This window comes from Corynebacterium pilosum DSM 20521 = CIP 103422 (assembly GCF_000373805.1).
Classification (GTDB): domain Bacteria; phylum Actinomycetota; class Actinomycetes; order Mycobacteriales; family Mycobacteriaceae; genus Corynebacterium; species Corynebacterium pilosum.
Genome location: NZ_KB892469.1, coordinates 46,997 through 70,732, shown reverse-complemented (window position 1 = coordinate 70,732; position 23,736 = coordinate 46,997). Strand labels below are relative to the sequence as shown.

Genomic DNA, 23,736 nt, shown 5'->3' with positions numbered 1-23,736 from the left:
TATGTTTTCGGGAAAATCTTTGAACGAGTCCACCATCGACCTGCTGCGCGATATGATCCGCAACGCCTGCGTCAATGACCTCACCGCCGATTCTGGCGCGGAAGTCCGCAACGCTGACACTCTCGAAGAGTTTTTCTCCGACGAGATCGCCGCCGGTACCGTCACGGTGGAACGTTTCGAGCCCCACCCCGGCCGCGTCTCTATTGCTTTCACAGTGGAAGGAACTGACCCCGATGCTGAACCATTGACCTTGCTTGGCCACACCGATGTGGTGCCCGTCGATACGCCCAAGTGGACCCAGGATCCGTTCGGCGCCGAGATCGTCGACGGGAAAATCTACGGCCGCGGCGCCACCGACATGCTTTTCATCACCGCCGCCATGGCCGCCGCGACCCGCGAGGTTGCGGCTATCGCCGCAAAGGAAAAGGCGAAGCCCTCGGATGGACACGTCCGCCCGCGGGGCACGCTGACTTTTGTTGGGCTTGCCGACGAAGAAGCCCGCGGCGGCCTCGGTGCCGGGTGGTTGGCTCAGCACAAACCGGACGCTTTTTCGTGGAAGAACTGCCTCAGCGAAACAGGCGGTTCGCATTTGTCGGTGAGTGACGGGTCGGACGCATTAATTGTTGTCGTGGGTGAAAAGGGTGCAGCGCAGCGACGCATTCACGTCCACGGTGATGCTGGCCACGGCTCCACCCCGTATGGCCGCGATATGACAGTCGGCGTGATTGGTGAGGTAGCCCGTCGCCTCTGCGCGATCGAACCCGAGGTGTCTTCCAGCGACCTGTGGGAAGGCTATGTCCGCGCCTTCAAGTTTGACCCTGAGACCGAGAAACAGCTGATCAACGGCGAAAAATATGAGGCACTCGGGCCCCTGGCCCGTTACTCGCACGCGATGAGCCACACAACCTACGCCCCCACTGTTCTGCGCGCCGGTGGCGCAATCAACGTGCTGCCCTCACACGCGTGGGTGGAGCTGGACATTCGTCCCCTGCCCGGCCAGACCCAGGAGGAAATCGATGAGGTGCTACGCAACGCGCTGGGCGACCTGGCTGACCGCGTGGAAATCGAGCACCTGATCACCGAAGACGCCACCGTATCTCCAGCAGAGGGCCCACTGTATGAGGCGATCGTCGACACGTTCCACGAGTTCTTCCCCGACGTTCCCGTCATCCCCACCATCGCTGCCGGCGGTTCTGACCTGCGCTTTGCCCGTCGCCTCGGCGGTGTGGGCTACGGCTTTGCGCTGCATGCGCGCGAGCGGCTTTTCGACGAAGTCCTCAACCAGTTGCACTCCCATGACGAGTACGTGGACGTGGAAGATGTCGAGCTGACCGCCCAGGCCTACTTCTCCCTGGCGCGCCGTTTCGTGGGGGCTTAAGGGAAACTAGCCCGTCACCCTCTGCTAGTTCCAACGCACAATGCTGTAGCTGAACTGTTGGAACAGGGGCGTTTTGCCGCCCCACAGCCCAAAAAGTGCCCAGTTCCAACAGTTCAGGTTCAGCAGTTTGGGTTAGTTCTTGCGCCAGATCGCAGCCGACAACACGGTAGCGAACGCGCTCCACAGTGGGTACGGGATCAACCATGCGCCGCGTGTTTTGTTCACCTGCATCGCCCGGCGCGTCAGGTCCGCACTGGACACAGTCAGCGCCGCAGCACCGGCGGTTGCCAGGGCTGGAGACTTACTGCGGAAGAACAGGGCGCACCACCCCGCGTTGAGCGCCAGGTTGATTCCAAGAGCGGTGGCCAGGGAGTTGCGCATCTGCTCGTCGTTAGCCTCGTCGGCATCGGCAATGGACAAGCCGCTGACCAGGGCAATGTCCGTGTAAAGCGCGGTCCAGGCCACGGGGAATAACCACTTCGGCGGCTGGAATGATGGTTTGCGGCGCGTGCGGTACCAGAGGCTGTCCGGGTCGGTCGCGATGGTGCCGAGGGTGGCCGCAGCCGCCGTGGCTAGGCCGGTGCCTCCAACGATCTTCCGGCGGCGCTTCTTGCGGGCTCTTTCTAAAAAGTTCATGCCCCCACCCTACAGACTATCCGACACCGGCTGCGTAAATCGCATAAATTGAAGTGTATGACTACTGATATCGGGCCTGATACCACTCCGATCACCCGCCCCGTCGACGGTTCGATCATCGACTACGCGCCCCTCTACTCAGCGGACGGTACGCGCCACGCCGTCGACGCTGCTCGCCTCGCCCAGGCGCAGTGGGCATCCACCCCGGTTACGAAGCGCAAGGCGATCATGCTGCGCTTCCATGACCTGGTGCTGGAGCGTCGCGACGAGATACTCGACCTGGTCCAGGACGAATCGGGAAAGAGTCGCCGCTCGGCCTTCGAAGAGGTACTCGACGTTGCGATCACGGCCCGCCACTACGCCTACGCCGCGCCCCGTTTGTTGAAGACGCGACGGGCGAAAGGTGCTCTACCGGTGGCCACCCGCACGCGCGTGCAGCGCGAACCAGTAGGTGTGGTCGGCATCATCGCGCCGTGGAATTACCCGCTCACGCTCGCTGTCTCGGATGCGATCCCCGCTCTCTTGGCCGGTAATGCCGTGGTACTTAAGCCCGATTCGCAGACGCCGCTGACCGCCTTACGCGCGGCCGCACTCCTTGAGGAAGCGGGGCTGCCAGAAGGCGTGTTCACCGTGCTGCCTGGTCCGGGCGGTGAGGTGGGTCAGGCGATCGTCGAAACGTGCGATTACCTGATGTTTACCGGGTCTACCGCGACCGGCCGCACCCTGGCGGAGCAGGCAGCGTCGCGCCTGATTGATTTTTCTGGCGAGCTCGGCGGCAAGAACCCGCTGATCGTGACGTCGGACGCGGACGTGGACGCCATCATCCCCGGCGTGCTCAACGCCTGTTTTTCCAACTCCGGCCAGCTGTGCGTGTCCGTGGAGCGGATCTACGTGCACGCCGATGTGGCCAACCACTTCATCCCTGCGTTCGTGACCGCCGTGGAGGGCATGCGCGTTGCCGGTGACAAATCCTGGGAGACGGACATGGGCTGTCTGATCAGCATGGATCACGTGGATCAGGTGGCGGACTTTGTCAGCGACGCCGTCGCTAAAGGGGCCACGGTGGCTGCCGGCGGGACGCGCCTGCCCGAGCTCGGCCCCACCTTCTATGCGCCGACGGTGCTTGTCGACGTCCCCGCCACCGCCGACCTGTACCGCGAAGAGGTCTTCGGGCCGGTGGTCAGGGTGGAGGTGGTGTACTCCCACGAGGAGGCCATCTTGAAAGCCAACGATACTGAATACGGACTCAACGCCGCGGTGTTCGGCCCGGCGCGCACCGCACGCGAGATTGCATCGCAGTTGCACGTGGGCACGGTGAATATCAATGAGGGCTATGCCGCCGCGTGGGCGAGCGTGGATGCCCCCATGGGTGGGTGGAAGGCCTCCGGAGTCGGGCGGCGCCATGGCGACGAGGGTTTGTTGAAGTACACCCAGGCCCGCACCGTGGCTGAACAGCGCATTGTGCCGATCGCCGGGCCGGCTGGCGTGGATAAGGAGAAATGGTCGGGCCTACTGACCGCGGCGTTAAAAATTGGGCGCGACTACCTGCGCTAAAAGCGCTAACGTGGGATGTATGAACACCACTGCATTCATTACTGACCTTGCCGACCGCGCCGAGTTCTCCCTCAACCAGATCCGCGATTTCACCCCCGCAGAGTTCAACGCCCACCCGCAGATGCATCCCAATTCCGCCGCGTGGCTGTTGTGGCACACCGGCCGCGAAATGGACGCCCAGTTGGCTGCCCTGTCCGACCACGAAGAGGTGTGGACGGCGGAGGGCTTCCAGAAGCGTTTCGGGCTTGGTGAGCTTGGCGATTCCTTCGGCTATGGCCACAGCCAGGACGAGGCGCGCTCGATCCAGATCGAGGACCAGCAAGGCCTAACCGAGTATGTTCGGGCCACGATCGCTGAGGTGAAAAAGCGCGCCGACCAGTGGGAGAAAAAGGACTGGGAGGAAGTCATCGACACCTACAACGGCGAAGACATCACCCGTGCGGTGCGCGTGACCTCCCTGCTCATCGACGCGATCGAGCACCTCGCCCAGGTCAACTACATCGCCGGATGCAAGGACTTCGGCTAGACGTTTAAGGCTGCTGCCACTGGTATTCCGTCTGGTCGCCGGCGTGGATCCGCACGCCCGGTTGCGGTTCCAGCCACACGTCGACCTGCAGTTTCTCCTCCGCGTTCTCGCGGTTAGACACGACATAGCTGATCGTTTCGTTGGCCGTGTCGACGACCTCCAGTGTGGCGGTTGCTAGCCACGCGTGACGACGACGCACCGCGATCAAAGCCTTGTGCGCCTCCAGAAGCCAGCGGCCCTCGTCGGCAAGCTCGCTCGGTGTTGCTGGAAGAGGTGGGCGTACTGGGTCGTCGGCGGCAAAACCTTCGCCGCGCAGGCCGGTGAAGCCCTGCTCGTCGCCGCAGTAGATCGACGGGCTGCCGGGCAGCGTCATCAGCATGGCTACAGCGGGGATTACGTGGTCCTGCCCGACCGTCGAGGCGATGCGGTTAACGTCGTGGTTGCCGACGAAGGTGTTGGTGATCATGTGCTCGGAGAACTCGCTGTGGCGGCCCAGGGCGTGGGCGAGCTCGAAGAAGTTGACGTCCTTGATGGAGCTCCAGATGGCTTTCCACAGCTCGTATTGGGTGACGGAATCAAGGGTGCCTGCTTCAGCGATCTGGGCGTAGTCGCCGTGAATGACCTCGCCTAGGAAGATGGCGTCGGGATAATTCTGGCGTACGCGTCCCAGCACTTCGCGCCAGAAGTCAGCGGGGACGGAATAGGCAACGTCGAGGCGCCAGCCCGAAATCCCCTTGGTCAGCCAGAACTCCATAATCTCTACGACCTTGTCGCGGACCCGCTGGTCGTCGTGGTGCAGCGTGGCCAGTTGGTCGTGGCCTTCCCAGTTCGTGTCGCCTGCCAGGCCCTCGGCCACGGCGGGGTGGTTGCGGTCGACGTGGTTGAACACGCCGTCCAGCATTACGCGGATCCCCTTCTCATTGCAGGCCTGCATGAGGGCATCGAAATCCTCGTTGGTTCCCAGGCGCGAGTCGATGCGGAAGTGGTCCAGGGTGTCATAACCGTGGGTGGCAGACTCAAAGATCGGGCCCAACAGCAGGCCGTTGCAACCCAGCTCGATGAGGTAATCCAGCCAGGGCTCGAGGGAGCGCAGGCGGTGGCCGGAATCGTCGCCTTCGCGGTCGCGGATCGGGGCACCGGAGGACCCCAGCGGGTATACGTGCCACCAGATGGTGCTTTCTAACATGTCCAAAACTCCTTGTTGAGCAATACTCAGTAACTGTTGTTGAGTCTAGCTCAAACAAGGTATGCTTGCCACTATGACACCCTCCCAGCCCGCTCCCCGCAAACGCTTAAGCGCTGAACAGCGCCGTGAAATGATCCTCGACACCTCCGGCGAACTTTTCCGGCTCGCGCCCTACTCCGAGGTCAATACCCAAGCCATCGCCGACGCCGCCGAGACCTCACAAGCCCTCATCTTCCACTACTTCGGCTCCAAGGCCGGGGTCTACGTCGCATGGCTGACCTCCGTCTATGAGGCTGCGGGGGCCCACGTCATCGACGCCGTGCAGGCACTTCCGCCCAACACGAACAGGCGCGACATCCTCCGCACCGGCATGGAGGCGTTCACCGCCTATATCGCCGAGCACCCAGCGGACTGGCTGGCGACACAGCGCTCCGGCGACGAGCCCGCCGAGGCCACACACCTGCGCCTGGAATGGCACGACACGCTGCAAGGCTACCTTGAGCGCTTGCTCGAGCCCGGCAGTGAACGGCAGCGCTTCGCCATTTCCGGTGGGATCGGATTCTTCGAGGCCACCAGCTTCGAATGGGCAGACGCCGGCTTTCCCGAGGAGCAGCGCTGGCCGCTCATCGAATCCGTCCTAGGTGCGGTCGAAGGCGCTCTCGGCGACTGGGGCTGAGCAGGCTAGGCAGTTACCGGCTCTTTCCTTCCGTGATCAGTGCGGGCAGAGCTTCACGCAGGCGACCGGTCCAATCATTCGAGCCCTCCTCATAGAGAACCTTGTGCTGCTGCAGACCACGGTGGGTGAAGTTGAGGCGGGTGAATACCTCGCCGTCCTCCTCCACTTCCTCCAGCTCAAACACCAGGTCAGACCCAGTCCATTCGGACACCTCGTCGGCGTGCCCGGTCTGCTCCACGTGCCACACCACACGCTGCCCAGGCTCAGCGGTGACAACGCGGTACTGTGCATAGTTCTCTGGCAGGTTGAGCTCGAAGATTTCGCCCTCTTCAGAGGGATCACCTTCGATGGCATCGGCCCACCAGGTGGATGGCTGAACGATGGCGTTGTAGACCTCGTCGGCACGCGCATCGATGCTGACGGTGAGCTCAAAGTCATCGACCTTCTCGGCGTGGGTGCCGTCCGAGTATTCCTTGTCCGCCATGACGTCGTCGGGATCATAAATCGCGACATGAGCACCGTTTTCACGCAGCCGGCGCAGACCTTCCTTGACCACGCGGCGGCCGATCTTGTTGAAGCTGGCCACCTCCGAAATGTCGAGGACAAGCTGGTCGCTGGTGAGTCGGTGCTGGCTGATCTCATAGAGCACATTCTCCGCGGCGGTGAAGTTGATCACGCCCTGCAAGGTGATCAACGTGGCGTCGCCCTCGCGCTCGATGGAGCGGATCCCGGGCGGCGCATAGTTCGCAGCACCCATGAGGTGGAGATCCATCTGTTCCGACATCTGCTCAAAAGCTTGCACGCCGCGCACGGAGTTGCCCTGCTCGTCGAGACGCGGGGAAAAAGTAGCGATGCCCATCTGGCCAGGCATCGTGCCAATCAAGCCACCTGCCACGCCAGATTTCGCTGGGATCCCCACCGTGTACATCCAGCGGCCGGCGGCATCGTACATTCCGGCGGAGCTCATCACGGCCAGGGCGTGGCGCGCGGCCCGCGACGAAAAGATCCGCTCACCAGTGACGGGCTGCACCCCGCCATTGGCCAGCGTCGCCGCCATGACGGCAAGATCGCGGGTAGTCACCATCACCGAACACTGACGGGTGTAGCTGCGGATCACATCCTCTGCGGAATCCTTCACGATCCCATAGTTGCGCAGCATGTAGGCGATCGAAAGGTTACGGTCGGCGCCGGCGAGCTCGGAGTCGGTGAGTTCTTCGTCGATACGCAACTTGCGCCCGGCAAGGTCGGAGAAGAGCTGCAAGATACGGTCCGCGCGGGAATCGATGGAAGAATCCGTCCCATTGATCAGCTGGTTAATGGCGATCGCGCCCGCGTTGATCATGGCGTTGTCCGGCCGCTTTGATTCCTCCTCCAGGCTGAGCTCATTGAAGGCCTCGCCGGAGGGCTCCACCCCAACGACCTGGCTTACCGCGTCCTCACCCGCCTGATCCAACGCCAACGCGTAGACGAAGGGCTTGGAGATGGACTGGATGGAAAACTCCACCTCATCGTCGCCCACCGAGTAGAGCCGGCCGTTCGCGGTGCATACCGCCAAGGCTAACTTGTCGGGGTCCGCGTCCTTCAGCTCGGGGATATAGTCGGCGACAGCACCGCCGTCCTTATCGTGGACGTAGTCGAGGATGTCTGCCAAATAGTCAGGGATCGGGGAATCTAAAGCCATCAGTTGTCCTCCTCACGTGGTTTGCCCTTGCCCTCAGTCACCAGCGCGGGCAAGGATTCGCGCAGGTAGAGGACCCAATCGTTGGTGCCCTCGGTGTAGACCTCCATGTGGTCCTGCAGACCACGGTGGGTGAAGGTGAGCTCGGTGGCATCAGGCTTATCGACGAGGGGTGCAAACTCGAAGACGAGGTCCGTGTCATTCCACTCGTTGAACTCATCCGCATGCCCCGTCTGGTCCACGTGCCACACGATGCGCTCATTTTCCACATACTCAACCACGCGGTACTGGGAGAAGTGGTCCTCCAACTCAACCTCGAACACGTCGCCTTCGTCCTGTGCAACGCCCTCGATATCGCGTACCCACCAGTTTTCGGGGTTGGTCACCGCGTCAAAGACCTTCTCCACCGGCGCGTCGATCGTGACGGTGAGCTGGAAGTCCTCCACCTCTTCGGCCTGGGTGCCGTCGGAGAACACCAGGTCTGCCATCACGGTATCGGGATCATAGATGGCGCAGTGGAAACCCTCCTCGCGGATGCGGCGCAGGCCCTCCTTCACTACGCGGCGGCCCATGCGGTTAAACCCGGTCACCCGCGACAGGTCCAACACGATCTTCTCGCTGGTGAGGCGGTGTTCACCCAGCTCATGCAGCACGTTCTCCGCGGCCGGGAAGTTCACCATGCCCTGCAGGGCGATCACGGTGGCATCGCCCTCGCGCTCGATGGAGCGAATGCCCGGCACAGCATAGTAGTTGGAGCTCATCAAATGCAGGCCCATTTCTTGGCTGAGCCGCTCAAACACCTTCACACCGCGGGTGGAGTTGCCCTGCTCGTCGAGACGCGGTGAGTAGGTAGCGATTCCCAACTGGCCCGGCATGCACCCAATCAGCCCGCCGCCCACGCCTGATTTGGCGGGGATACCCACGTTGGCCATCCAACGGCCGGCGGCGTCGTACATTCCGGCGGAGCTCATGACGGCCAGCGTTCGTCGTGAAGCATCCTCCCCGAACACGCGCTTGCCGGTGATCGGCTGCACGCCCCCGTTAGCCAACGTTGCGGCCATCACGGCAAGATCCCGCGCGGTGACCATGAAGGAACACTGGGCGATATAGCTGTAGACGGCATCATGCGGCTCATCCTGGATCATGTCATAGCTTTTCAGCATGTGCGCGATCGACAGGTTGCGGTGCGCGGCCAGCTTGAACTCTGTGTCCGTGATGTCTTTCTCAATCTGCATCGGCCGCCCCGCCAGATCCGAAAAAAGCTGCTCGATGCGCTCAAGGCGGTCCTCCACGCTGGAGTCCGACCCATTGATCAACTGGTTCACGGAGATCGCGCCCGCGTTGATCATCGGGTTATCCGGGCGCTTCGACTCCTCTTCCAGGCTCATCTCATTGAAAGCCTCACCGGAAGGTTCCACGCCCACGACTTGGTCGACAGCCTCGTGCCCCAAGTCGTCCAACGCCAGCGCGTACGCAAAGGCCTTCGCGATGGATTGAATGGAAAAAAGCTGCTCATCGTCGCCCACCGAGTACAGATGCCCAGTGGTGGTGCAGATGGCCAGCGACAAATACTCAGGGTCAACGTCCGCCATCTGCGGGATTGATTGGTTTGGCTCACCACCGTCAAGATCGCGGACCTCGTCCAGGATGGTGTTCATAAAATCGGGGATGGGGCTGCGCATGCTAGTGAGTCTACGGGGTCCACAAAATTTCGGGCGGACACGGCACGATTGATTAATTTTCTTTCATTTATCTGCCAGTTCACTGACTTTTCCGTAAACTCGTCCGTGAAAAACTAATCCGTGGCCACTAATGGGTCACGCTTACCTAAAGGAGAACACCATGCGCGGAAGCGGACTTATCTGGACCATCGTTGGCATTCTACTAATCATCGTCCTTGTTATCTGGCTGATGAACGCCCTCTAAACCTTCAGTCACACCCGATTGTGCGACAGCCCGCACCCCTTTCCAGTCGGGGTGCGGGCTGTTCTTCGTCGATAAGCTCACAACCGCTTGAAAAGTGGGCCTGATAAGGGAAAACTAGAAGTATGACTAAGGACAACCTGACCCTCCCCGTGCCTGAGGGCTTGGCTGAAAGCGCCGCCCTCATTGGCTCCCCGACCGATTCGCTTTCCGACGATCAGGCGCGCGACTTCATTCTGGCCCAAATTGAGCAGGCTGATGTGGATGACAAGAACGTGGTTGTCGTGATTCCCGACGGCACCCGTTCCGGCCCGCACGCCCTCATGATCCAGTCGGCCTATGACGCCCTCGAGGACCGGGCGAAATCCATCACCATCCTGATCGCCCTGGGTACGCACGCGGCGATGGAGGAGGCTGCCATCGAGAAGCTGCTGGGTGTGGGCTCCGGCGAGCTGAAGACCCGCTTCCCGAAGGCGGAGATCCTCAACCATGATTGGCAGAACCCGGATGCCATTGCCTCCCTGGGCACCGTCCCTGCGGAAGAGATTGAGCGGCTGACCCAAGGCCTGCTCACCGACCGGGCGATGGACGTGCAGATCAACAAGCTGGTCGCCGAGGCGGACGTGAACCTGGTGATCGGCCCCATCTTCCCGCACGAGGTTGTGGGTATGTCCGGTGGTAATAAGTACTTTTTCCCGGGCTGCTCTGTCCACGATGTCATCGATATTTCGCACTGGGTGGGCGCGCTGATTACGGCCTCAGACATCATTGGCACCCTGGGGATTACGCCGGTGCGCCAGCTGATTAACACGTCCTCGGACATGATCCCGGGCGAGAAGCTGGCCATCACTTACGTGGCCACAACCGGCGACGATGATTCCATCACGCTGCACTCCGTCGCGTTCGGCACCACCGAGTCCGCTTGGGCCGCCAACGCGGAGATCGCCCACCAGACGCACATCAGGTGGCTGGACGCCCCCTACAAGCGCATTGTGTCAAAGGTTCCGGAAATGTATGAGGACCTGTGGACCGGCGCCAAGGGCGTGTACAAGATGGAGCCCGTGTGTGCCGATGGTGGTGAGATCATCGTGTACGCCCCGCACATCACCGAGATTTCGGAGATGCACCCGGGCATCGGCAAGATCGGCTACCACTGCATCGACTACTTCATTAAGCAGTGGGACAAGTTCAAAGACCACCCCTGGGGCGAGATCGCGCACTCCACGCACGTCCGCGGCCTGGGCGAGTACGACGCGGAGACCGGTGAGGAGACGCTGCGCATCAACGTCACCCTGGCGTCGCAGGTTCCACCGGAGGTGTGCGAGGCCTATAACCTGGGCTACGCCAACCCCGACGAGTTGGACTGGGACGCGCTCCAGGCCGACGAGGACACCCTGATCGTCGAGCACGCCGGAGAGATCCTGCACCGGCTGAAGGAGTAAACTAACGCAGGAATCCACTACCCTTGTCTTCTGAACAGTAGAGACAAGGGAGTTCTAGTGGCACGGTTGAGTTTGAAAGATATTGAGGCCCGCATTGAGCCATTGGGCGGGCGCGATTCCTATGATCGCGAGATCATTTTCGAACTGCTGGATGCTTACGGTAAGCCCAAGAGCTCCATAACGCGCCTGCGCAATGGCTCGATCAACATTGCGGAAGATCCTGAGCACGAGATCGGCCAGAAGAATGTTGTCTACTTCCGCGAGCTCACCGCTGGCGAAGAGCCTTTCAAGGTGATCAGCGAGCTTGCCCAGTCTGCTCATGTGCGCCGTTTCAGCCCGCGTTTTGTCATCGTCTCCGACTACTCAGAGTTTGTTGCGCTGGATACGAAAACGAATGAGAACCGCGTTTTCCCCGTTGCCGAGCTGCCCCAGCATTTCACGTTTTTCCTCCCGTGGGCAGGAATGGAGAAGGCACAGTACGTCGCGGAGTCTCACGCCGATGTCAAGGCCGCAGAGCGCATGGGCAAGCTTTTCGACGAGCTCCTCTCCGCCAACCCGGGGCTCTTCGACTCGGAGAACGACCGCCATGGGTTGAATGTGTTTTTCACTCGTCTGTTGTTCTGCTATTTCGCGGAGGACACGGGGATTTTTGCTGATGGCCAGTTCACCAACGCTGTCGCGTCGCATACCCACGATGATGGCAGCGATGTGCAGGAGTTTCTCGCTGATCTATTTGCCGCACTGGATGAGGATAAGGCTGATTCCAAGCCGTCGTACCTAGCGGATTTCCCCTATGTCAACGGCCGGTTGTTTTCCACAGAGGCCTCTCTTGTGGTTCCGAAGTTCTCCGGGGTGGCGCGCACCCAGTTGATCGAGTTGGGCACGTTGATGTGGCAGGACATTAACCCGGACATCTTTGGCTCTATGTTCCAGGTGATCGTCACACCTGGGAAGCGCTCGGACTTGGGGCAGCACTACACCAGTGTGCCCAACATTTTGAAGACAATCGAGCCTCTCTTTTTGGATAAGCTGAAGGAGGAGTTCGACCAGGCCTTCGACAGCGTGCCCAAGCTAGAGAAGCTGCATGACCGCATCGCAGACATCAAGGTTTTTGACCCGGCATGTGGTTCCGGCAACTTCCTGGTCATTGCGTATAAGGAATTACGCAAGCTGGAGCACGCCATCATGGAGCGGATCTTAGAGCTGTCCAATAATTATGTGCTTTTCGACGAATCCCGCATCAACATTGAACATTTCTACGGCATCGAGATTGACGATTTTGCGGTAGAGATAGCTATCTTGTCCCTGTGGATTTCCAAACACCAGATGAATGTGGAGTTCGAGGAGAAGTTCAAGACCTCCCAGTCCATTATTCCGCTTAAGGAAACTGGCCAGATTCGTGCAGGGAATGCCGCACGCGTCCAGTGGGAATCTGTGTGCCCCAACAACGGCACCGACGAAATCTACATCATCGGCAACCCACCGTACGGTGGCTCTAAGAAACAGACCAAAGAGCAGAAAGCCGATTACGAGTTCGTCTTCGTTGACGAGAAATACTCCAAGAACCTTGATTACATCGCCCTGTGGTTCATTAAGGGGGCCCGATACATTCAAGGCACTCGTGCAGAGCTAGCTCTCGTTTCTACGAACTCCGTTTCACAGGGCGAACATGTGGGTTTGATGTTCCCCAAGATTCTTGACCTTGGGGTAGAGATCGGTTTCGCGTACACCTCTTTCAAGTGGGAGAACAACGCAAAAAACAATGCAGGTGTCACCGTTGTGGTCATTGGGTTGCGAAACAAATCTGACAAGCCCAAGTACATCTACCAAGATGAAATCAGCAAAGAAGCCAAGAACATCAATGGTTACCTGGCCGATGGTCCGGATGTGTTTGTAACACGTTCGTCTCAGAATCGAAACACGAACCTGCCGAAAATGTCTTTCGGAAGTATGCCGATTGGAAAACCACTTACCCTGACGCATGAAGATTACGCAAATTTGGTTGGCGAATATCCTGAGGCCAATGCATTTACTCGAAAATTTACCGGCAGTGAAGAATTCATCTACGATAAGATCCGCTATTGCCTCTGGATCGAAGACTCCGACGTTTCGGCGGCGCTACAAATTGAGCCAATTCGCCGGCGAGTTGACGCAGTGGAACAATTCCGGAGCGAAAGCGGCCGTAAAGATACGAATAAACTAGCCGCCACTCCATACAAGTTTGGTGAAATCAGGTATAAACCAACTGATTCCATTATTGTCCCGAGCGTATCCTCTGAGAACCGTGAGTACATCCCAATGGGGTACCTAGATTCTGACACTGTTATTTCCAATCTTGCCTTCGCTGTCTACGATGCTGAGCCGTGGCTTTTTGCGCTGCTCACTTCACGTATGCATATGGTGTGGACAGGTGCTGTGGGCGGAAAAATGGAAACTCGTTACCGCTACTCAAACACTATCGTTTACAACAACTTCCCAGTCCCCGAGCTAAGTGAGGCGGACAAGGAAGAGCTCACGCAGGCTGCGCTGCGGGTCCTCGATGTGCGGGAGTACTACTCAGAGAAGACGCTCGCGGTGTTGTACGACCGCAAGAAAATACCGGAGATGCTTCGGGAAGCACACGGTGTCGTCGATAAGCTTGTCGATAACCTGTATTCCAAACAAGCTTTCGATAATGATGAGGCCCGTTTGTCGCACCTCTTTGCTATGTATAAAGAACAAACCGCAACCACCCCGGCAAAGAAGGCGAAGAAGTAATGGGCAAGCACTCCAAACCCGAAAACAACCTAGTCAACGTCCAATACGCGCAGGCGGGCACGTCGATCCACACTGATGAACTGGGCATGCGCGAAATGCAGGCGCGCGCCTACGAAAAGCGGGCAGCTCAATACCTTCTGATCAAAGCGCCGCCGGCATCAGGTAAGTCACGTGCGCTGATGTTTATCGGGCTGGATAAGCTTTATAACCAAGACCGGAAGAAGGTCATCGTTGCGGTGCCCGAGAGAACGATTGGTGGTTCCTTTGCAAACACTGACCTCGTCTCACACGGATTCTTTGCCAACTGGGAAATTAAACCGGAAAACAATCTGTGCACACCGGGTTCTGACGGCAGCAAGGTAGACCAGTTCGTCTCCTTCCTGAAAGGCCCAGACTCTACCCTGGTAAGCACCCACGCCACGTTGCGCTACGCCTACGACAAGCTCACACCCGAGGACTTTGACGGAACTGTCGTTGCTATCGACGAATTCCACCACGTCTCCGCAGATACAGAAAGCAGTCGCCTAGGCGCAGTCCTGCGCGATATCATGGCGAAATCTGATGCCCACATCGTGGCCATGACCGGCTCCTACTTCCGCGGTGACTCAGTCCCCGTGCTCTCGCCGGAGGACGAGGCAAAGTTCGATACCGTCACCTATAACTATTACGACCAGCTCAACGGCTACGAGCACCTGAAATCACTGGGCATTGGCCACCACTTCTACCAAGGCCGCTACACCGACGCCATTCATGAAGTCCTGGACCTGGACAAGAAGACCATCATCCACATCCCAAGCGTGAACTCCGGCGAATCCACTAAGGAAAAGTACGAAGAAGTCAGTACTATCCTGGACGTCATCGGCACCGTTGACGAAGAAGAGGATGATACCGGCGTCATCGTCATGCGACGCCACGACAATGGCGAATACCTGCGCGTTGTCGACCTTGTCGACGACACCGATATGAAGGCCCGCGCCCGCAAACTGCTCTACCTTACGGAATATGCGTCCAAAGATCCTGCTGCTGTAGACATCATTATCGCCCTGGGCATGGCGAAAGAGGGTTTTGACTGGCCCTACGCAGAACATGCACTGACAGTGGGCTACCGGGCATCGCTAACTGAGGTTATCCAGATCATCGGACGTGTCACCCGTGACAGCCCAGGCAAAGAACACGCACAGTTTACTAATCTGATCGCCGAACCCGATGCGACGCAGGGGGAAGTGACAGTGAGCGTGAACAATATCCTGAAAGCGATCACGGCGTCCCTATTGATGGAGCAGGTGCTGGCACCCAACTTCGACTTCAAGACCAAGAAAGGTAACGACGACCACCCCGAGCCCAGCACCGTGAAGATTAAAGGCTTTAAGGAGCCGTCGACAGCGCGCGTTCGGCAGATCGTGGAATCGGACCTGAATGATTTGAAGGCCACCATTTTGCAGGACGACACCTTTGCCAAGGCAGCACTGGGAAACATCAATCCAGAGGACACAAACAAGATCCTCATCCCGAAGATTATTCGTGAACGCTACCCAGAGCTTAGCGAGGTCGAAGTCGAGGAAGTCCGTCAACGAGTTGTTGCCGATTCCGTTATCAAAAACGGTGAAGTACGTGAAGTTGGTGACCAGCGCTTTATCAAGATGGCACACAGGTTTGTCAACATCGACGAGTTGAGCCTTGACCTCATCGATTCCATCAACCCTTTCCAGCGTGCGTTCGAGGTGCTTTCCAAGTCAGTCACCGCTAACGTATTCCGCCTGATCTCCGATGCCATCGCGGCTACCCGCATCACCATTGAGCCGCAAGAGGCACTCGACCTCTATCCTCAAATTAAGAACTGGGTGAAAGTAAACAATGGTAAGCGGCCCGACCGCCGCTCCGAAGACCCCACCGAAAAAACATACGGTGAAGCTCTCCTTGTTCTGCAGAAACTCAAGCAGGAACGCCAGCAACAACTTAAGAGCCAAGAGGCACCAACGGAAGGCAACTAAATGGCACACTTCGATCTCTCCGCTCTCGACGACCTCATCGCCGACGACACCGACGGCCTCCTCGACGCGCCCAAAAAGCCCCTCCCTGTCACCGAAGTCGACCGCCTACGCCGCTCCTTCCAGGAGATCAACGACTTCTACCGTGAACATGGCACCGAACCCAGTGCCTCCACGTTGGTGATTTCCGAACGTAAACTCGGTGCGCGGCTGACTGGCATCCGCTCCAATCTGCAGAAATGCGAGGAACTCGCCGACATCGATGAGTTCAAGCTCCTAGAGCCAGAAAAAGTGCCGGAAACCATCGACGATATCCTTGACGATGACTTTGACCTGCTTGACGACGACTCCGGAATCTTTGACGTTTCCAACCTCCCAGAAGCACCCCGATACGACCACGATGGCGATTCTGCCCAACGCCACAAAGCGGACAACTTCGAAGCATTCGAGCCACTATTCAAGGCGAAGCACGCTGAGCTGCATGATGGCAGCTATACGATGATTCCTTTCCGCGGGCTACCCACCATCCAAGAAGGAACTTTTTTCATACTGGGTGGCGTGATGTTGTTCGTTGCCGAAGTGCATGAGCCCCAACTGACGAAGAGTGGCACGCGTGAACGAACAAAGGAGAGACTCCGCGTGATCTTCGAAAATGGCACCGAGTCCTCGATGTACCGCCAATCGCTGTCTATTCGCCTTTACGAGCAAAACGGCCGCGCAATAGTACGAACCGGGTTTGATGCTGACGAAATCGGCGATGCCGACACAGAAACCGGGCACGTCTACGTATTGCAATCGCAGAGCGATGACCCCGCGATTTCTGGCATCCCCAATTTGTACAAGATTGGGTTCTCTACTACCCCCGTCGCAAAGCGCATTGCTCGTGCGGAGAAAGAGCCCACCTACTTGATGGCACCTGTGGAAGTTATCGCCGACTACCGGGTGTATAACGTACGCCCATCTGCCATCGAGGCACTACTGCACCGCGTTTTCTCGCCGGTTCGCCTACAGATTTCCCAGGTGGGCGTTGACGGACGAACCTACGACCCCTCTGAGTGGTTTGTTGCGCCACTATACGTGGTCGACCAAGCAATCACGATGATCCAAACCGGTGAAATCACTCAATACATCTACTCCCCCGAACAGCAGAAACTGGTTCATCTCGAATAGTCCGTCCAAATGAAAAAATATTGGTGCAAACACCTGGAAAGTGATCATGGACCCGATTCCCTCCATGGACGATGTACTCGGGCGCAAGGACAATCACATGAGATTCGATTACTGGACCGTTAGTGTGGTTCCGCGCCCGATGGGCATCACCACCATCGGGGTCGGGGTCATCGTCATCGACGCGACCACGGGAGAATCCATGAGTAGGTTCCGCACCGATCGTGGGATCCACCACGGTTTCGAAAATCGTGACGCCATCCAACGTGACCTGCAAAACTTCAAGGCGGAAATCGAACGTCTTAGCACTCCCGTCGAACCCCTCAACCTCGAAGGTGTACATTCTCTATCGAGCTACCTCCAGTTTGTAAGCGGGCACTGGCAAAACCTCATCAAAGTAACTCCACGACAAAGTATGGCTGCATAGAATCTCTCCGAAGCGACGGAACTACTGTTCGCCACACTCATTGGAGAGCCACCGGAAGACCAATGCAGGAATGGGTAGGGCAGAAAAGGACTACGGTAAATTCCAGCTTTTTCAGTGACCCACCCAAACCGATACCTTTTTGTTACATAAGCCTGACAGCTAAAACATTACACGTTTTTTACCTGCACTTTTGCGAGTGAGGCGGAACAATTTCTGGGCCCAAACTGAACGTTGCCGTGTAAAATATAGTGGCGAAGTTCACTTCGAGTTTCTATTCTGGGGATCATGAACATTAATAAGAAATCATTCATGGCCATCGCGTTCACTGCTTCCACCGCTCTTGCACTGACCGCGTGTGGCACCGACGCAGACCCACAGCCCTCTACCGCCACCGCTGAGCCAGGCAATGAAGCCGTAGAGTCCGCATCCTCTACCGCCGCTGAGTCCGCTGAATCCGAGGCAGCTGACGCAACTACCGCAGAGCCCACCGAGACCGCCGCAGCAGCCGACGGTGAAGACCCAGTCTTCGCAGCACTCGATGCTGTGACGGCACAGTACTCTGACGCAATCATCGTTAACGTGGACCGCGAAGACGACACGGATAAGTACGATGTTGACGCTGTTATCGGCAACGAACTGGTCGAGTTCAAGGTTGAGGCAGGCACCGGCAACGTCATCGAAGAGGAGCGCGAGCAGAACGAGGACGAGGTCAACCAGGTTGCCAACGTCAACGTTTCCATTGAGGATGCAATCCAGCAGGCCCTGGACCAGCACCCAGGTGCAGTCGTCGATGAGGTCGACCTCGAGGAAGAGAACGGCCAGCTCGAGTGGCAGATCGATCTGGATGACACCGAGCGCAATGACCTGGCAGATGTCCGCATCGTAGCAAGCTAGTACTATTGCGATCTAGACGAGCAGGGGCAGTCGCCCGTCGTTAAGCAATCAACGCCACCCGCACCCCGGGTGGCGTTATCCTTTTGCCATGGAGATAGACATTATCCAGCTGAAGCTGGAACGCATTCGGGCGCGGCTTGCCACGCTGCGCGCGATCGACCCGGCCGACGATCCGACGGTGCAGGCGCGTATCGACGAACAACTGGATGAACTTGAAATGTGGGAGCAACAAGAAAAAATGTTCCCACCCGACTAACCTCATACATCTATAGTTTTTATTTTTTAGTTGTAGAGGATTTATTCATGCAGCTTTTGTTTCGTGTTCTCCTATTGGTTTTTGGCCATGCGATCATGGCCATCGGTATCGCTTTCTCGCTCGCCAGTGATCTTGGCACCACACCGATTTCTGCATTGCCGGCGGTGTCCAGCCTGATCAGTGGGTTGAGTGTGGGTACCACGACGATCTTGGTGAACGTGGTCCTGGTCGTCCTGCAGATTCTGATCATGCGGCGCGACTACGCCCCCATCCAGTTGTTTCAGCTAGCGCTGCTGCTGTACTTCGGCCCATTCATCGACGCGGCCGTGTGGGCTTTGGATCAGATCGGCGTGGGCTATTCGAATTACTTCCAGCAGTGGCTGCTCACGATCGCGGGCATCCTCGTCGTCGGTGTCGGCGTGACCATGCAGGTCCGTGCCAAACTTTTCGTACTTCCCGGCGAAGGCATCGCCCAGGCGCTAAGCTATGCGCTGCACCGCCGGTTTGGTGCAGAGCCCCAGTTTGAGTTCGGTCGGATGAAGATCGTGACCGACTCCACCCAGGTCCTTGTCGCACTTGTCCTCGCCCTGACATTCTTGGGCGGGTTCATCGGCGTGCGTGAGGGCACTATTGCCGCAGCGCTGTGCGTTGGCTGGGTGGTTACCGCGTGCAATAAGGTGTTCCCACCGAAGACGCCGCCGCACACCAAGGAAGCAACCACGGAGGATTAGTTCATGGTCAAACGCGTTCTGGTTTTGGCGGCCGGCATCAGCCTGATGGCCTTTGGTGTGGCGCTGACGATTCTGTCGACGCTGGGCACTACTCCGAATTCCTCCCTGCCGGCGGCACTGAGCCCCATCACGGGGTTGACCGTGGGCATGCTGACCCTTTTATTCAACCTGCTGTACGTGGGCCTTCAGATCGTGTTATTGCGTGAGCGTTACCAGTGGATCCAGCTCTTTCAGCTGGCCACAGGTGCACTGTTTGGGGTGATGATCGACATCGCCGCCCTGATCGTCGTGCCCCTCCAAAGCGACAACTATATCCTGCAGTTCATCATGGCGATGGCCGGAGTGGTTGCCATGGGCCTTGGCATCGGCATTCAAGTCCACGCCAACGTGATTAACCTGCCGGGCGAAGGCGTGGTCCTAGCCATCACCTCCACCTTGAGGCGCACCTTTGGCGAGCACCACAAACACCTTCACTTCGGCAACATCAAGATCGCGAGCGACCTACTCCATGTTGTCGTCGCGGTTCTTTTGAGCTTGGCCTTCCTGGGCACCATTGTTGGTGTGCGCGAGGCAACGGTGATCTCCGTGTTTGCTCTCGGCCCGATCTCAAAGTGGTTCCTAGATAAGTTCCCGCCCTACCCGGCGATCGACTTTTCACGCTTCCGAAAAAAGTAGATTGCATGTGCATTCAAAGTTGAATGCAAGTTGATTGCATTTGCAATATACTTTGATTTTATGCACTCAATCGACATTCCCGAGCTGGTCAATACCCTTATTGACACTGGGACCAACACTTGGGACATCGAGGCAAAAGACGCCCGCGGTGGCCTTCCCAACACCATCGACGAAACATTGTGCGCGTTTGCCAACATGCCTGAGGGAGGCACTATCGTTCTCGGCATGTCCGAAACCCCCGAGGGCATGGGCATCACAGGAGTGCACAACCCTGCCGAGCTCATCCAAGGCCTAGCCAGCAAAGCGTGCGAAAGAATCGTTCCGCCAGTTCAGCTCGGAGCGAGTGAGTGAGCAACCATCGATGGTTACGACGTGGTCGCATGTGTCGTTCCGCCACAGCCATCAGATCAACGCCCGTTTCGCGTCGGCAAGCACGGGCCAGCGTTCACCCGATCCGGGGACGGCGATCATCAGCTCAGTGAACAGGAAGAGCTGTACCTGATCAGCCAGCGCACCCAACCAGCGCACGATCGTCAGCCCGTCGAAGGCGCTGATGTTGAAGCAGACTTAGTCCCAGAACTTCTCGAACAGTACCTTTCCGCGCAACGCCGGGAAAGCCCACGCCTGCGCTCGATGGGGCGCGACGAACTCCTTGTCCGCACCAACGTGGTCGATCATGCCACCGGCCTGCCTACTGTGGCAGCCGTGTATGCGATGGGAATCCACCCCCAGCAATTCCTGCCGCACACAACAATCAAAGCGCATGCGGTCCCCGATCCAAAGCTGCGCAACACAGTGCGGCTCACCGACCGGGCTGAATTTTCTGGACCCGTGCCAGACCTGCTCGATTCCGCCATCGATTGGGTGCACAAGCACCTTATGCACGGTGTCAGTTTCTCCGGTGGACACGGCTACAACACCAGTGAAGTGCAGATGGTCGCTGTTCGTGAGATTCTTGCCAATGCCCTTGTACACCGTGATCTTTCCGCCGCCAGTTTTGGCAGCTACCCGATGCTGATCAAGCAGCCAACCAAACTAATCGTGACTAATCCCGGTGGCCTGTGGGGCTTAACCGAACGAAGGCTGGGCACCACCAGCCCACGTGCTCGTAATGCCGTGTTGTACAAGATGTGCAGCGCAATCACCTCTGAAAATGGGACAAGGGTGATCGAAGGCCACGCCACCGGCATCCCTGAGGTTCGCCGTACCCTGCGCGAGGCATTTCTTCCCGAACCCTTTTTCAAAGACGAAGTCATTTCCTTCACCGCCATCATCAGTTCCTCTTCCACGCTGCCGACTGAAGACCTACAGTGGCTTCGCACTCTGCCCGCTAACCAGGTGCTTTCAGTTGCACAGAAGCACGCCCTCGTCGACATGCGCCATGGCAACGAAGTGACAAATTCGAGCTATCGGGAGCGGTTCCCCATGGATTCCGTAGAGGCTAGGGATGAGCTTCAAGAATTGGTGCAATACGGCCTTGCCCATGTGACCGGAGCCGGACGGAGCACCAGTTACTCACTTGGACCAGGATCGGCCGGCGGCTCAAATACTAATGAGGAGGCTGGCACTCCCCCATCCGTGCGTTCAGTTACACCGACTAGTGACCAAGAACGAGTCACACACGCTCTCCGTGCTTTCAATGAGCCACGCCGACGAGCTGACATTGCTCACGCCACAGGTCTTACTGAAAACCAGACGTATCGCGTCCTTAAAGCTCTCATAGATCAAGGCATAGTGGCCACGGACAAAGACCCCTCCGACAAGAGGGCATACCGTTATTTCTTAAACCCGGGCTCCCTAAACACCGTGCTCAAAGATTAGGGCCGTGGTGGTCGATGCAACATCGGGGTGCGAGGAGATGGAGTCGCTGACGAAATCGCGCAGCTCACGCGCGCTGGCCACGGCCACGTGGACGATAAAATCATTGGAACCCGCGATGAAATAGGTGTGACGCGCCTGCGGCAGATCCACGAGGAAACGGTAGAAACTGCGCAGGTTGCTGCGCGATTCTGATTTGATGCGGATCGAAATCAACGCCTCGGTGTCCTGGCCAAGCGCCTGCGCATCCTCAACGATGGTGAACTGCTTGATCACGCCGCGAGCCACCAGCGACTGCAGTCGACGATGCGCAGTGGACTCAGACACGTTAACGGAGAGTGCAATTTTCGCGAGTGAGGTGCGGGCATCGTCGCGAAGTATCTCAAGGATGGCGCGGTCGACGGCATCGATTGGCGGATTCATGCGCGCAACCAGCCGACGATGAAAGATTCTTGCATATCCATCAATCTACTGGAATCATCTACCGACTTGTCATCAGTCTCTGGCGGGCCCCGCTTTCTTCAGCGATAGTTACCTTCACAACATTGGAATGTGAGGAGGAATACGGTGAAAGCTTTTGTAATCGGCGCCGGAATGACGGGCCTGTCTACCGCATGGCATCTGCAAGAATACGGCTATGACGTGGAGATTCTAGATAAGATTGGTGTCGCTGCTGGTTCGTCGTGGGGCAACGCAGGCTGGCTGGCACCGGGCAAGACCATTCCCCTCTCCAACTCCTCCTTGTGGGGCTACGGCCCTACCGCGCTGCTGGATAAAAATGCGGCCCTGAGTGTCCCCTTCCGGGTCGATCCAAAGTTGTGGGCCTTCGTCGCAAAGTTCATGGCGCACGCTAATGACAAAGCCTGGGATAAGACCATGGCTGCCCTGACGCCTGCCGACTTGGGCGCGCTTGACGCATTCGACGAGCTTATCGACGGCGGCGTGGATGCCGTCACCCACAAGGGTCCATTCATCGTCGGCTTCGAAGATGCCAGCCAGAGTGGCGGTTTCGTCGATGAGGTGGAAGGTGCGATCCGGCACGGCCAGGACATTCCTTTCAAGAAGATCTCTTACGACGAAGCCCTTGAGTATGCGCCGATGCTGGCACCGCGCGTGCAGGAAATTTACTCCATGGAGGGCCAGCGTTATATCGAGCCAATGGTCTTCTGTGAGGCGCTTGCGCAGTCCGTGGAGCGTCGCGGTGGAACCATCACCACCGGTGCCGAGGTTGTGGAGGTTCAGTCCACCCGCCAGCCGGCAGTGAAGCTGGAGACCGGCGAGTGGCTGACCGCCGACGTTGTGGTGATCGCCACCGGCGCGTGGATGCCCGATCTTGCCCGATCGCTGGGCGTGCGCACGATGGTGCAGGCAGGCCGTGGCTACTCCTTCACCGTGGAGACCGAAAAGCCTTCGACGCACTCGGTATACCTGCCACATACTCGCGTGGCGTGCACACCTGCGCCGACGCGTGTTGGTCGCTTCCAGATCGCCGGCACCATGGAGTTCCGTGGCCCCGACGAGGCTTTCCAGCCAGCGCGTGTGGAATCCATCATCGAGGTGACCAAGCCGATGTTCCAAGGCATCGACTGGACCGACATCCAGGACGAATGGGTCGGCTCACGCCCCGTCACCCCGGACGGCCTGCCACTGGTCGGCGAGACGAAGGCGCCGAACGTGTACACGTGTGGCGGCCACGGTATGTGGGGTATCGTTCTGGGCCCACTATCCGGCAAGCTGCTGGCCAAGCAGATCGCTACCGGCGAGGTGGATCCGGTCTTGCGTCCTTTCGACCCGCTGCGCTAGTCGCCTTTTCTCGTCGGCCCGCGATGCGTGCCGCTGTACGTACCCCTCCGCGTTTATATTGCGGGTTGCCAGTTGAAACTCATGTGGCATCACGCGGTTAACGCCGAGAGGTAAGTGGATACGAGGTCCCGTCCCCGCTAGCGCGGGGAACACTAACGCTAAGGCAAAGCTCGATAGCCTGATTAGGGCTCATCCCCGCTAGCGCGGGGAACACCATGTGG

Annotated in this window: 20 protein-coding genes and 2 pseudogenes; 16 read left to right on the top strand and 6 right to left on the bottom strand. The window is 58.3% G+C overall.

The window, feature by feature from the left end:
- The first annotated feature begins 1 nt into the window (after position 1).
- On the top strand, positions 2–1,378 hold the full coding sequence (locus B097_RS0110340; protein WP_018582455.1) for a M20/M25/M40 family metallo-hydrolase: 1,377 nt from the start codon (positions 2–4) through the stop codon (positions 1,376–1,378).
- Between the two features lie 132 nt (positions 1,379–1,510).
- Here the strand turns inward: B097_RS0110340 and B097_RS0110335 are convergent, their stop codons facing one another.
- A complete protein-coding gene (locus B097_RS0110335) occupies positions 1,511–2,014 on the bottom strand; it encodes a TspO/MBR family protein (protein ID WP_018582454.1) in 504 nt (167 codons plus the stop codon).
- 57 nt (positions 2,015–2,071) lie between these two features.
- Between B097_RS0110335 and B097_RS0110330 the strand changes: the two genes are divergently transcribed.
- Together B097_RS0110330 and B097_RS0110325 are read left to right on the top strand one after the other, a co-directional pair.
- Positions 2,072–3,568 (top strand): succinic semialdehyde dehydrogenase, encoded by a 1,497-nt coding sequence (locus B097_RS0110330; protein ID WP_018582453.1) that lies wholly within the window; start codon positions 2,072–2,074, stop codon positions 3,566–3,568.
- Between the two features lie 19 nt (positions 3,569–3,587).
- Positions 3,588–4,094, top strand: a complete 507-nt coding sequence (locus B097_RS0110325) for a DinB family protein (protein ID WP_018582452.1) — start codon at positions 3,588–3,590, stop codon at positions 4,092–4,094.
- A gap of 4 nt (positions 4,095–4,098) precedes the next feature.
- Here B097_RS0110325 and B097_RS0110320 read toward each other — a convergent pair whose 3' ends face one another.
- Positions 4,099–5,280, bottom strand: coding sequence for an alpha-amylase family protein (locus B097_RS0110320; RefSeq protein WP_018582451.1), 1,182 nt, complete (start codon positions 5,278–5,280; stop codon positions 4,099–4,101).
- Positions 5,281–5,353: 73 nt separating this feature from the next.
- On the opposite strand from B097_RS0110320, the gene B097_RS0110315 reads away from it, so the two are divergent.
- Positions 5,354–5,956, top strand: coding sequence for a TetR/AcrR family transcriptional regulator (locus B097_RS0110315; RefSeq protein ID WP_018582450.1), 603 nt, complete (start codon positions 5,354–5,356; stop codon positions 5,954–5,956).
- A gap of 427 nt (positions 5,957–6,383) precedes the next feature.
- Here B097_RS0110315 and B097_RS0110310 read toward each other — a convergent pair.
- The 3 genes and pseudogenes from B097_RS0110310 to B097_RS12920 form a co-directional block, all read right to left on the bottom strand.
- Positions 6,384–7,637: pseudogene (locus B097_RS0110310) on the bottom strand (glutaminase); the annotation flags it as partial.
- The gene (locus tag B097_RS13765) at positions 7,637–8,041 is read right to left on the bottom strand and encodes an SRPBCC domain-containing protein (protein WP_280523388.1); all 405 of its coding nucleotides are present in this window, start codon (positions 8,039–8,041) and stop codon (positions 7,637–7,639) included. The gene B097_RS13765 and the pseudogene B097_RS0110310, both read right to left, overlap by 1 nt.
- 30 nt (positions 8,042–8,071) lie before the next feature.
- Positions 8,072–9,316, bottom strand: a pseudogene (locus tag B097_RS12920) (glutaminase); the annotation flags it as partial.
- A gap of 366 nt (positions 9,317–9,682) precedes the next feature.
- Between B097_RS12920 and B097_RS0110295 the strand changes: the two are divergent.
- From B097_RS0110295 to B097_RS12905, 11 genes are all read left to right on the top strand, one after another.
- Entirely contained in the window at positions 9,683–10,999 is a 1,317-nt protein-coding gene (locus B097_RS0110295) for a lactate racemase domain-containing protein (RefSeq protein ID WP_018582447.1), read from the top strand.
- A gap of 57 nt (positions 11,000–11,056) precedes the next feature.
- Positions 11,057–13,756: a DNA methyltransferase gene (locus tag B097_RS0110290; RefSeq protein ID WP_018582446.1), complete on the top strand. Its 2,700-nt coding sequence runs from the start codon at positions 11,057–11,059 to the stop codon at positions 13,754–13,756.
- Positions 13,756–15,747 (top strand): DEAD/DEAH box helicase, encoded by a 1,992-nt coding sequence (locus B097_RS0110285; protein WP_018582445.1) that lies wholly within the window; start codon positions 13,756–13,758, stop codon positions 15,745–15,747. Before B097_RS0110290 ends, B097_RS0110285 begins: the two co-directional genes overlap by 1 nt.
- Positions 15,748–16,914, top strand: a complete 1,167-nt coding sequence (locus B097_RS0110280; RefSeq protein WP_018582444.1) for a GIY-YIG nuclease family protein — start codon at positions 15,748–15,750, stop codon at positions 16,912–16,914.
- Between the two features lie 64 nt (positions 16,915–16,978).
- The gene (locus B097_RS0110275) at positions 16,979–17,338 is read left to right on the top strand and encodes a hypothetical protein (protein ID WP_147287101.1); all 360 of its coding nucleotides are present in this window, start codon (positions 16,979–16,981) and stop codon (positions 17,336–17,338) included.
- Positions 17,339–17,623: 285 nt separating this feature from the next.
- Complete coding sequence (locus B097_RS0110270; protein ID WP_048402769.1) at positions 17,624–18,232, top strand: PepSY domain-containing protein; 609 nt, start codon at positions 17,624–17,626, stop codon at positions 18,230–18,232.
- Positions 18,233–18,320: 88 nt separating this feature from the next.
- On the top strand, positions 18,321–18,488 hold the full coding sequence (locus tag B097_RS13530) for a hypothetical protein (protein ID WP_018582441.1): 168 nt from the start codon (positions 18,321–18,323) through the stop codon (positions 18,486–18,488).
- A 47-nt stretch (positions 18,489–18,535) separates the two neighbouring features.
- Positions 18,536–19,219, top strand: coding sequence for a YczE/YyaS/YitT family protein (locus B097_RS12915; RefSeq protein WP_018582440.1), 684 nt, complete (start codon positions 18,536–18,538; stop codon positions 19,217–19,219).
- A gap of 3 nt (positions 19,220–19,222) precedes the next feature.
- Positions 19,223–19,894, top strand: coding sequence for a YczE/YyaS/YitT family protein (locus B097_RS12910; protein WP_018582439.1), 672 nt, complete (start codon positions 19,223–19,225; stop codon positions 19,892–19,894).
- A 60-nt stretch (positions 19,895–19,954) separates the two neighbouring features.
- Entirely contained in the window at positions 19,955–20,245 is a 291-nt protein-coding gene (locus B097_RS13760) for an AlbA family DNA-binding domain-containing protein (RefSeq protein WP_152668901.1), read from the top strand.
- Positions 20,246–20,266: 21 nt separating this feature from the next.
- Positions 20,267–21,715, top strand: a complete 1,449-nt coding sequence (locus B097_RS12905) for an ATP-binding protein (protein WP_018582437.1) — start codon at positions 20,267–20,269, stop codon at positions 21,713–21,715.
- Here the strand turns inward: B097_RS12905 and B097_RS0110240 are convergent.
- Positions 21,692–22,135 (bottom strand): Lrp/AsnC family transcriptional regulator, encoded by a 444-nt coding sequence (locus B097_RS0110240; protein WP_018582436.1) that lies wholly within the window; start codon positions 22,133–22,135, stop codon positions 21,692–21,694. The two genes, B097_RS12905 and B097_RS0110240, sit on opposite strands and share 24 nt — an antisense overlap.
- Positions 22,136–22,279: 144 nt before the next feature.
- Between B097_RS0110240 and B097_RS0110235 the strand changes: the two genes are divergently transcribed.
- Positions 22,280–23,515 (top strand): NAD(P)/FAD-dependent oxidoreductase, encoded by a 1,236-nt coding sequence (locus B097_RS0110235; RefSeq protein WP_018582435.1) that lies wholly within the window; start codon positions 22,280–22,282, stop codon positions 23,513–23,515.
- The last annotated feature ends 221 nt before the right edge of the window (positions 23,516–23,736 follow it).

Coding starts and splice junctions, on each gene's coding strand:
- B097_RS13760 (WP_152668901.1), top strand. CDS start 19,955: ATGCACTCAATCGACATTCCCGAGCTGGTCAATACCCTTATTGACACT.
- B097_RS13530 (WP_018582441.1), top strand. CDS start 18,321: ATGGAGATAGACATTATCCAGCTGAAGCTGGAACGCATTCGGGCGCGG.
- B097_RS0110335 (WP_018582454.1), bottom strand. CDS start 2,014: ATGAACTTTTTAGAAAGAGCCCGCAAGAAGCGCCGCCGGAAGATCGTT.
- B097_RS0110340 (WP_018582455.1), top strand. CDS start 2: ATGTTTTCGGGAAAATCTTTGAACGAGTCCACCATCGACCTGCTGCGC.
- B097_RS0110275 (WP_147287101.1), top strand. CDS start 16,979: ATGGACGATGTACTCGGGCGCAAGGACAATCACATGAGATTCGATTAC.
- B097_RS12915 (WP_018582440.1), top strand. CDS start 18,536: ATGCAGCTTTTGTTTCGTGTTCTCCTATTGGTTTTTGGCCATGCGATC.
- B097_RS0110330 (WP_018582453.1), top strand. CDS start 2,072: ATGACTACTGATATCGGGCCTGATACCACTCCGATCACCCGCCCCGTC.
- B097_RS0110285 (WP_018582445.1), top strand. CDS start 13,756: ATGGGCAAGCACTCCAAACCCGAAAACAACCTAGTCAACGTCCAATAC.
- B097_RS0110270 (WP_048402769.1), top strand. CDS start 17,624: ATGAACATTAATAAGAAATCATTCATGGCCATCGCGTTCACTGCTTCC.
- B097_RS0110240 (WP_018582436.1), bottom strand. CDS start 22,135: ATGAATCCGCCAATCGATGCCGTCGACCGCGCCATCCTTGAGATACTT.
- B097_RS12910 (WP_018582439.1), top strand. CDS start 19,223: ATGGTCAAACGCGTTCTGGTTTTGGCGGCCGGCATCAGCCTGATGGCC.
- B097_RS0110280 (WP_018582444.1), top strand. CDS start 15,748: ATGGCACACTTCGATCTCTCCGCTCTCGACGACCTCATCGCCGACGAC.
- B097_RS0110325 (WP_018582452.1), top strand. CDS start 3,588: ATGAACACCACTGCATTCATTACTGACCTTGCCGACCGCGCCGAGTTC.
- B097_RS0110315 (WP_018582450.1), top strand. CDS start 5,354: ATGACACCCTCCCAGCCCGCTCCCCGCAAACGCTTAAGCGCTGAACAG.
- B097_RS0110295 (WP_018582447.1), top strand. CDS start 9,683: ATGACTAAGGACAACCTGACCCTCCCCGTGCCTGAGGGCTTGGCTGAA.
- B097_RS0110320 (WP_018582451.1), bottom strand. CDS start 5,280: ATGTTAGAAAGCACCATCTGGTGGCACGTATACCCGCTGGGGTCCTCC.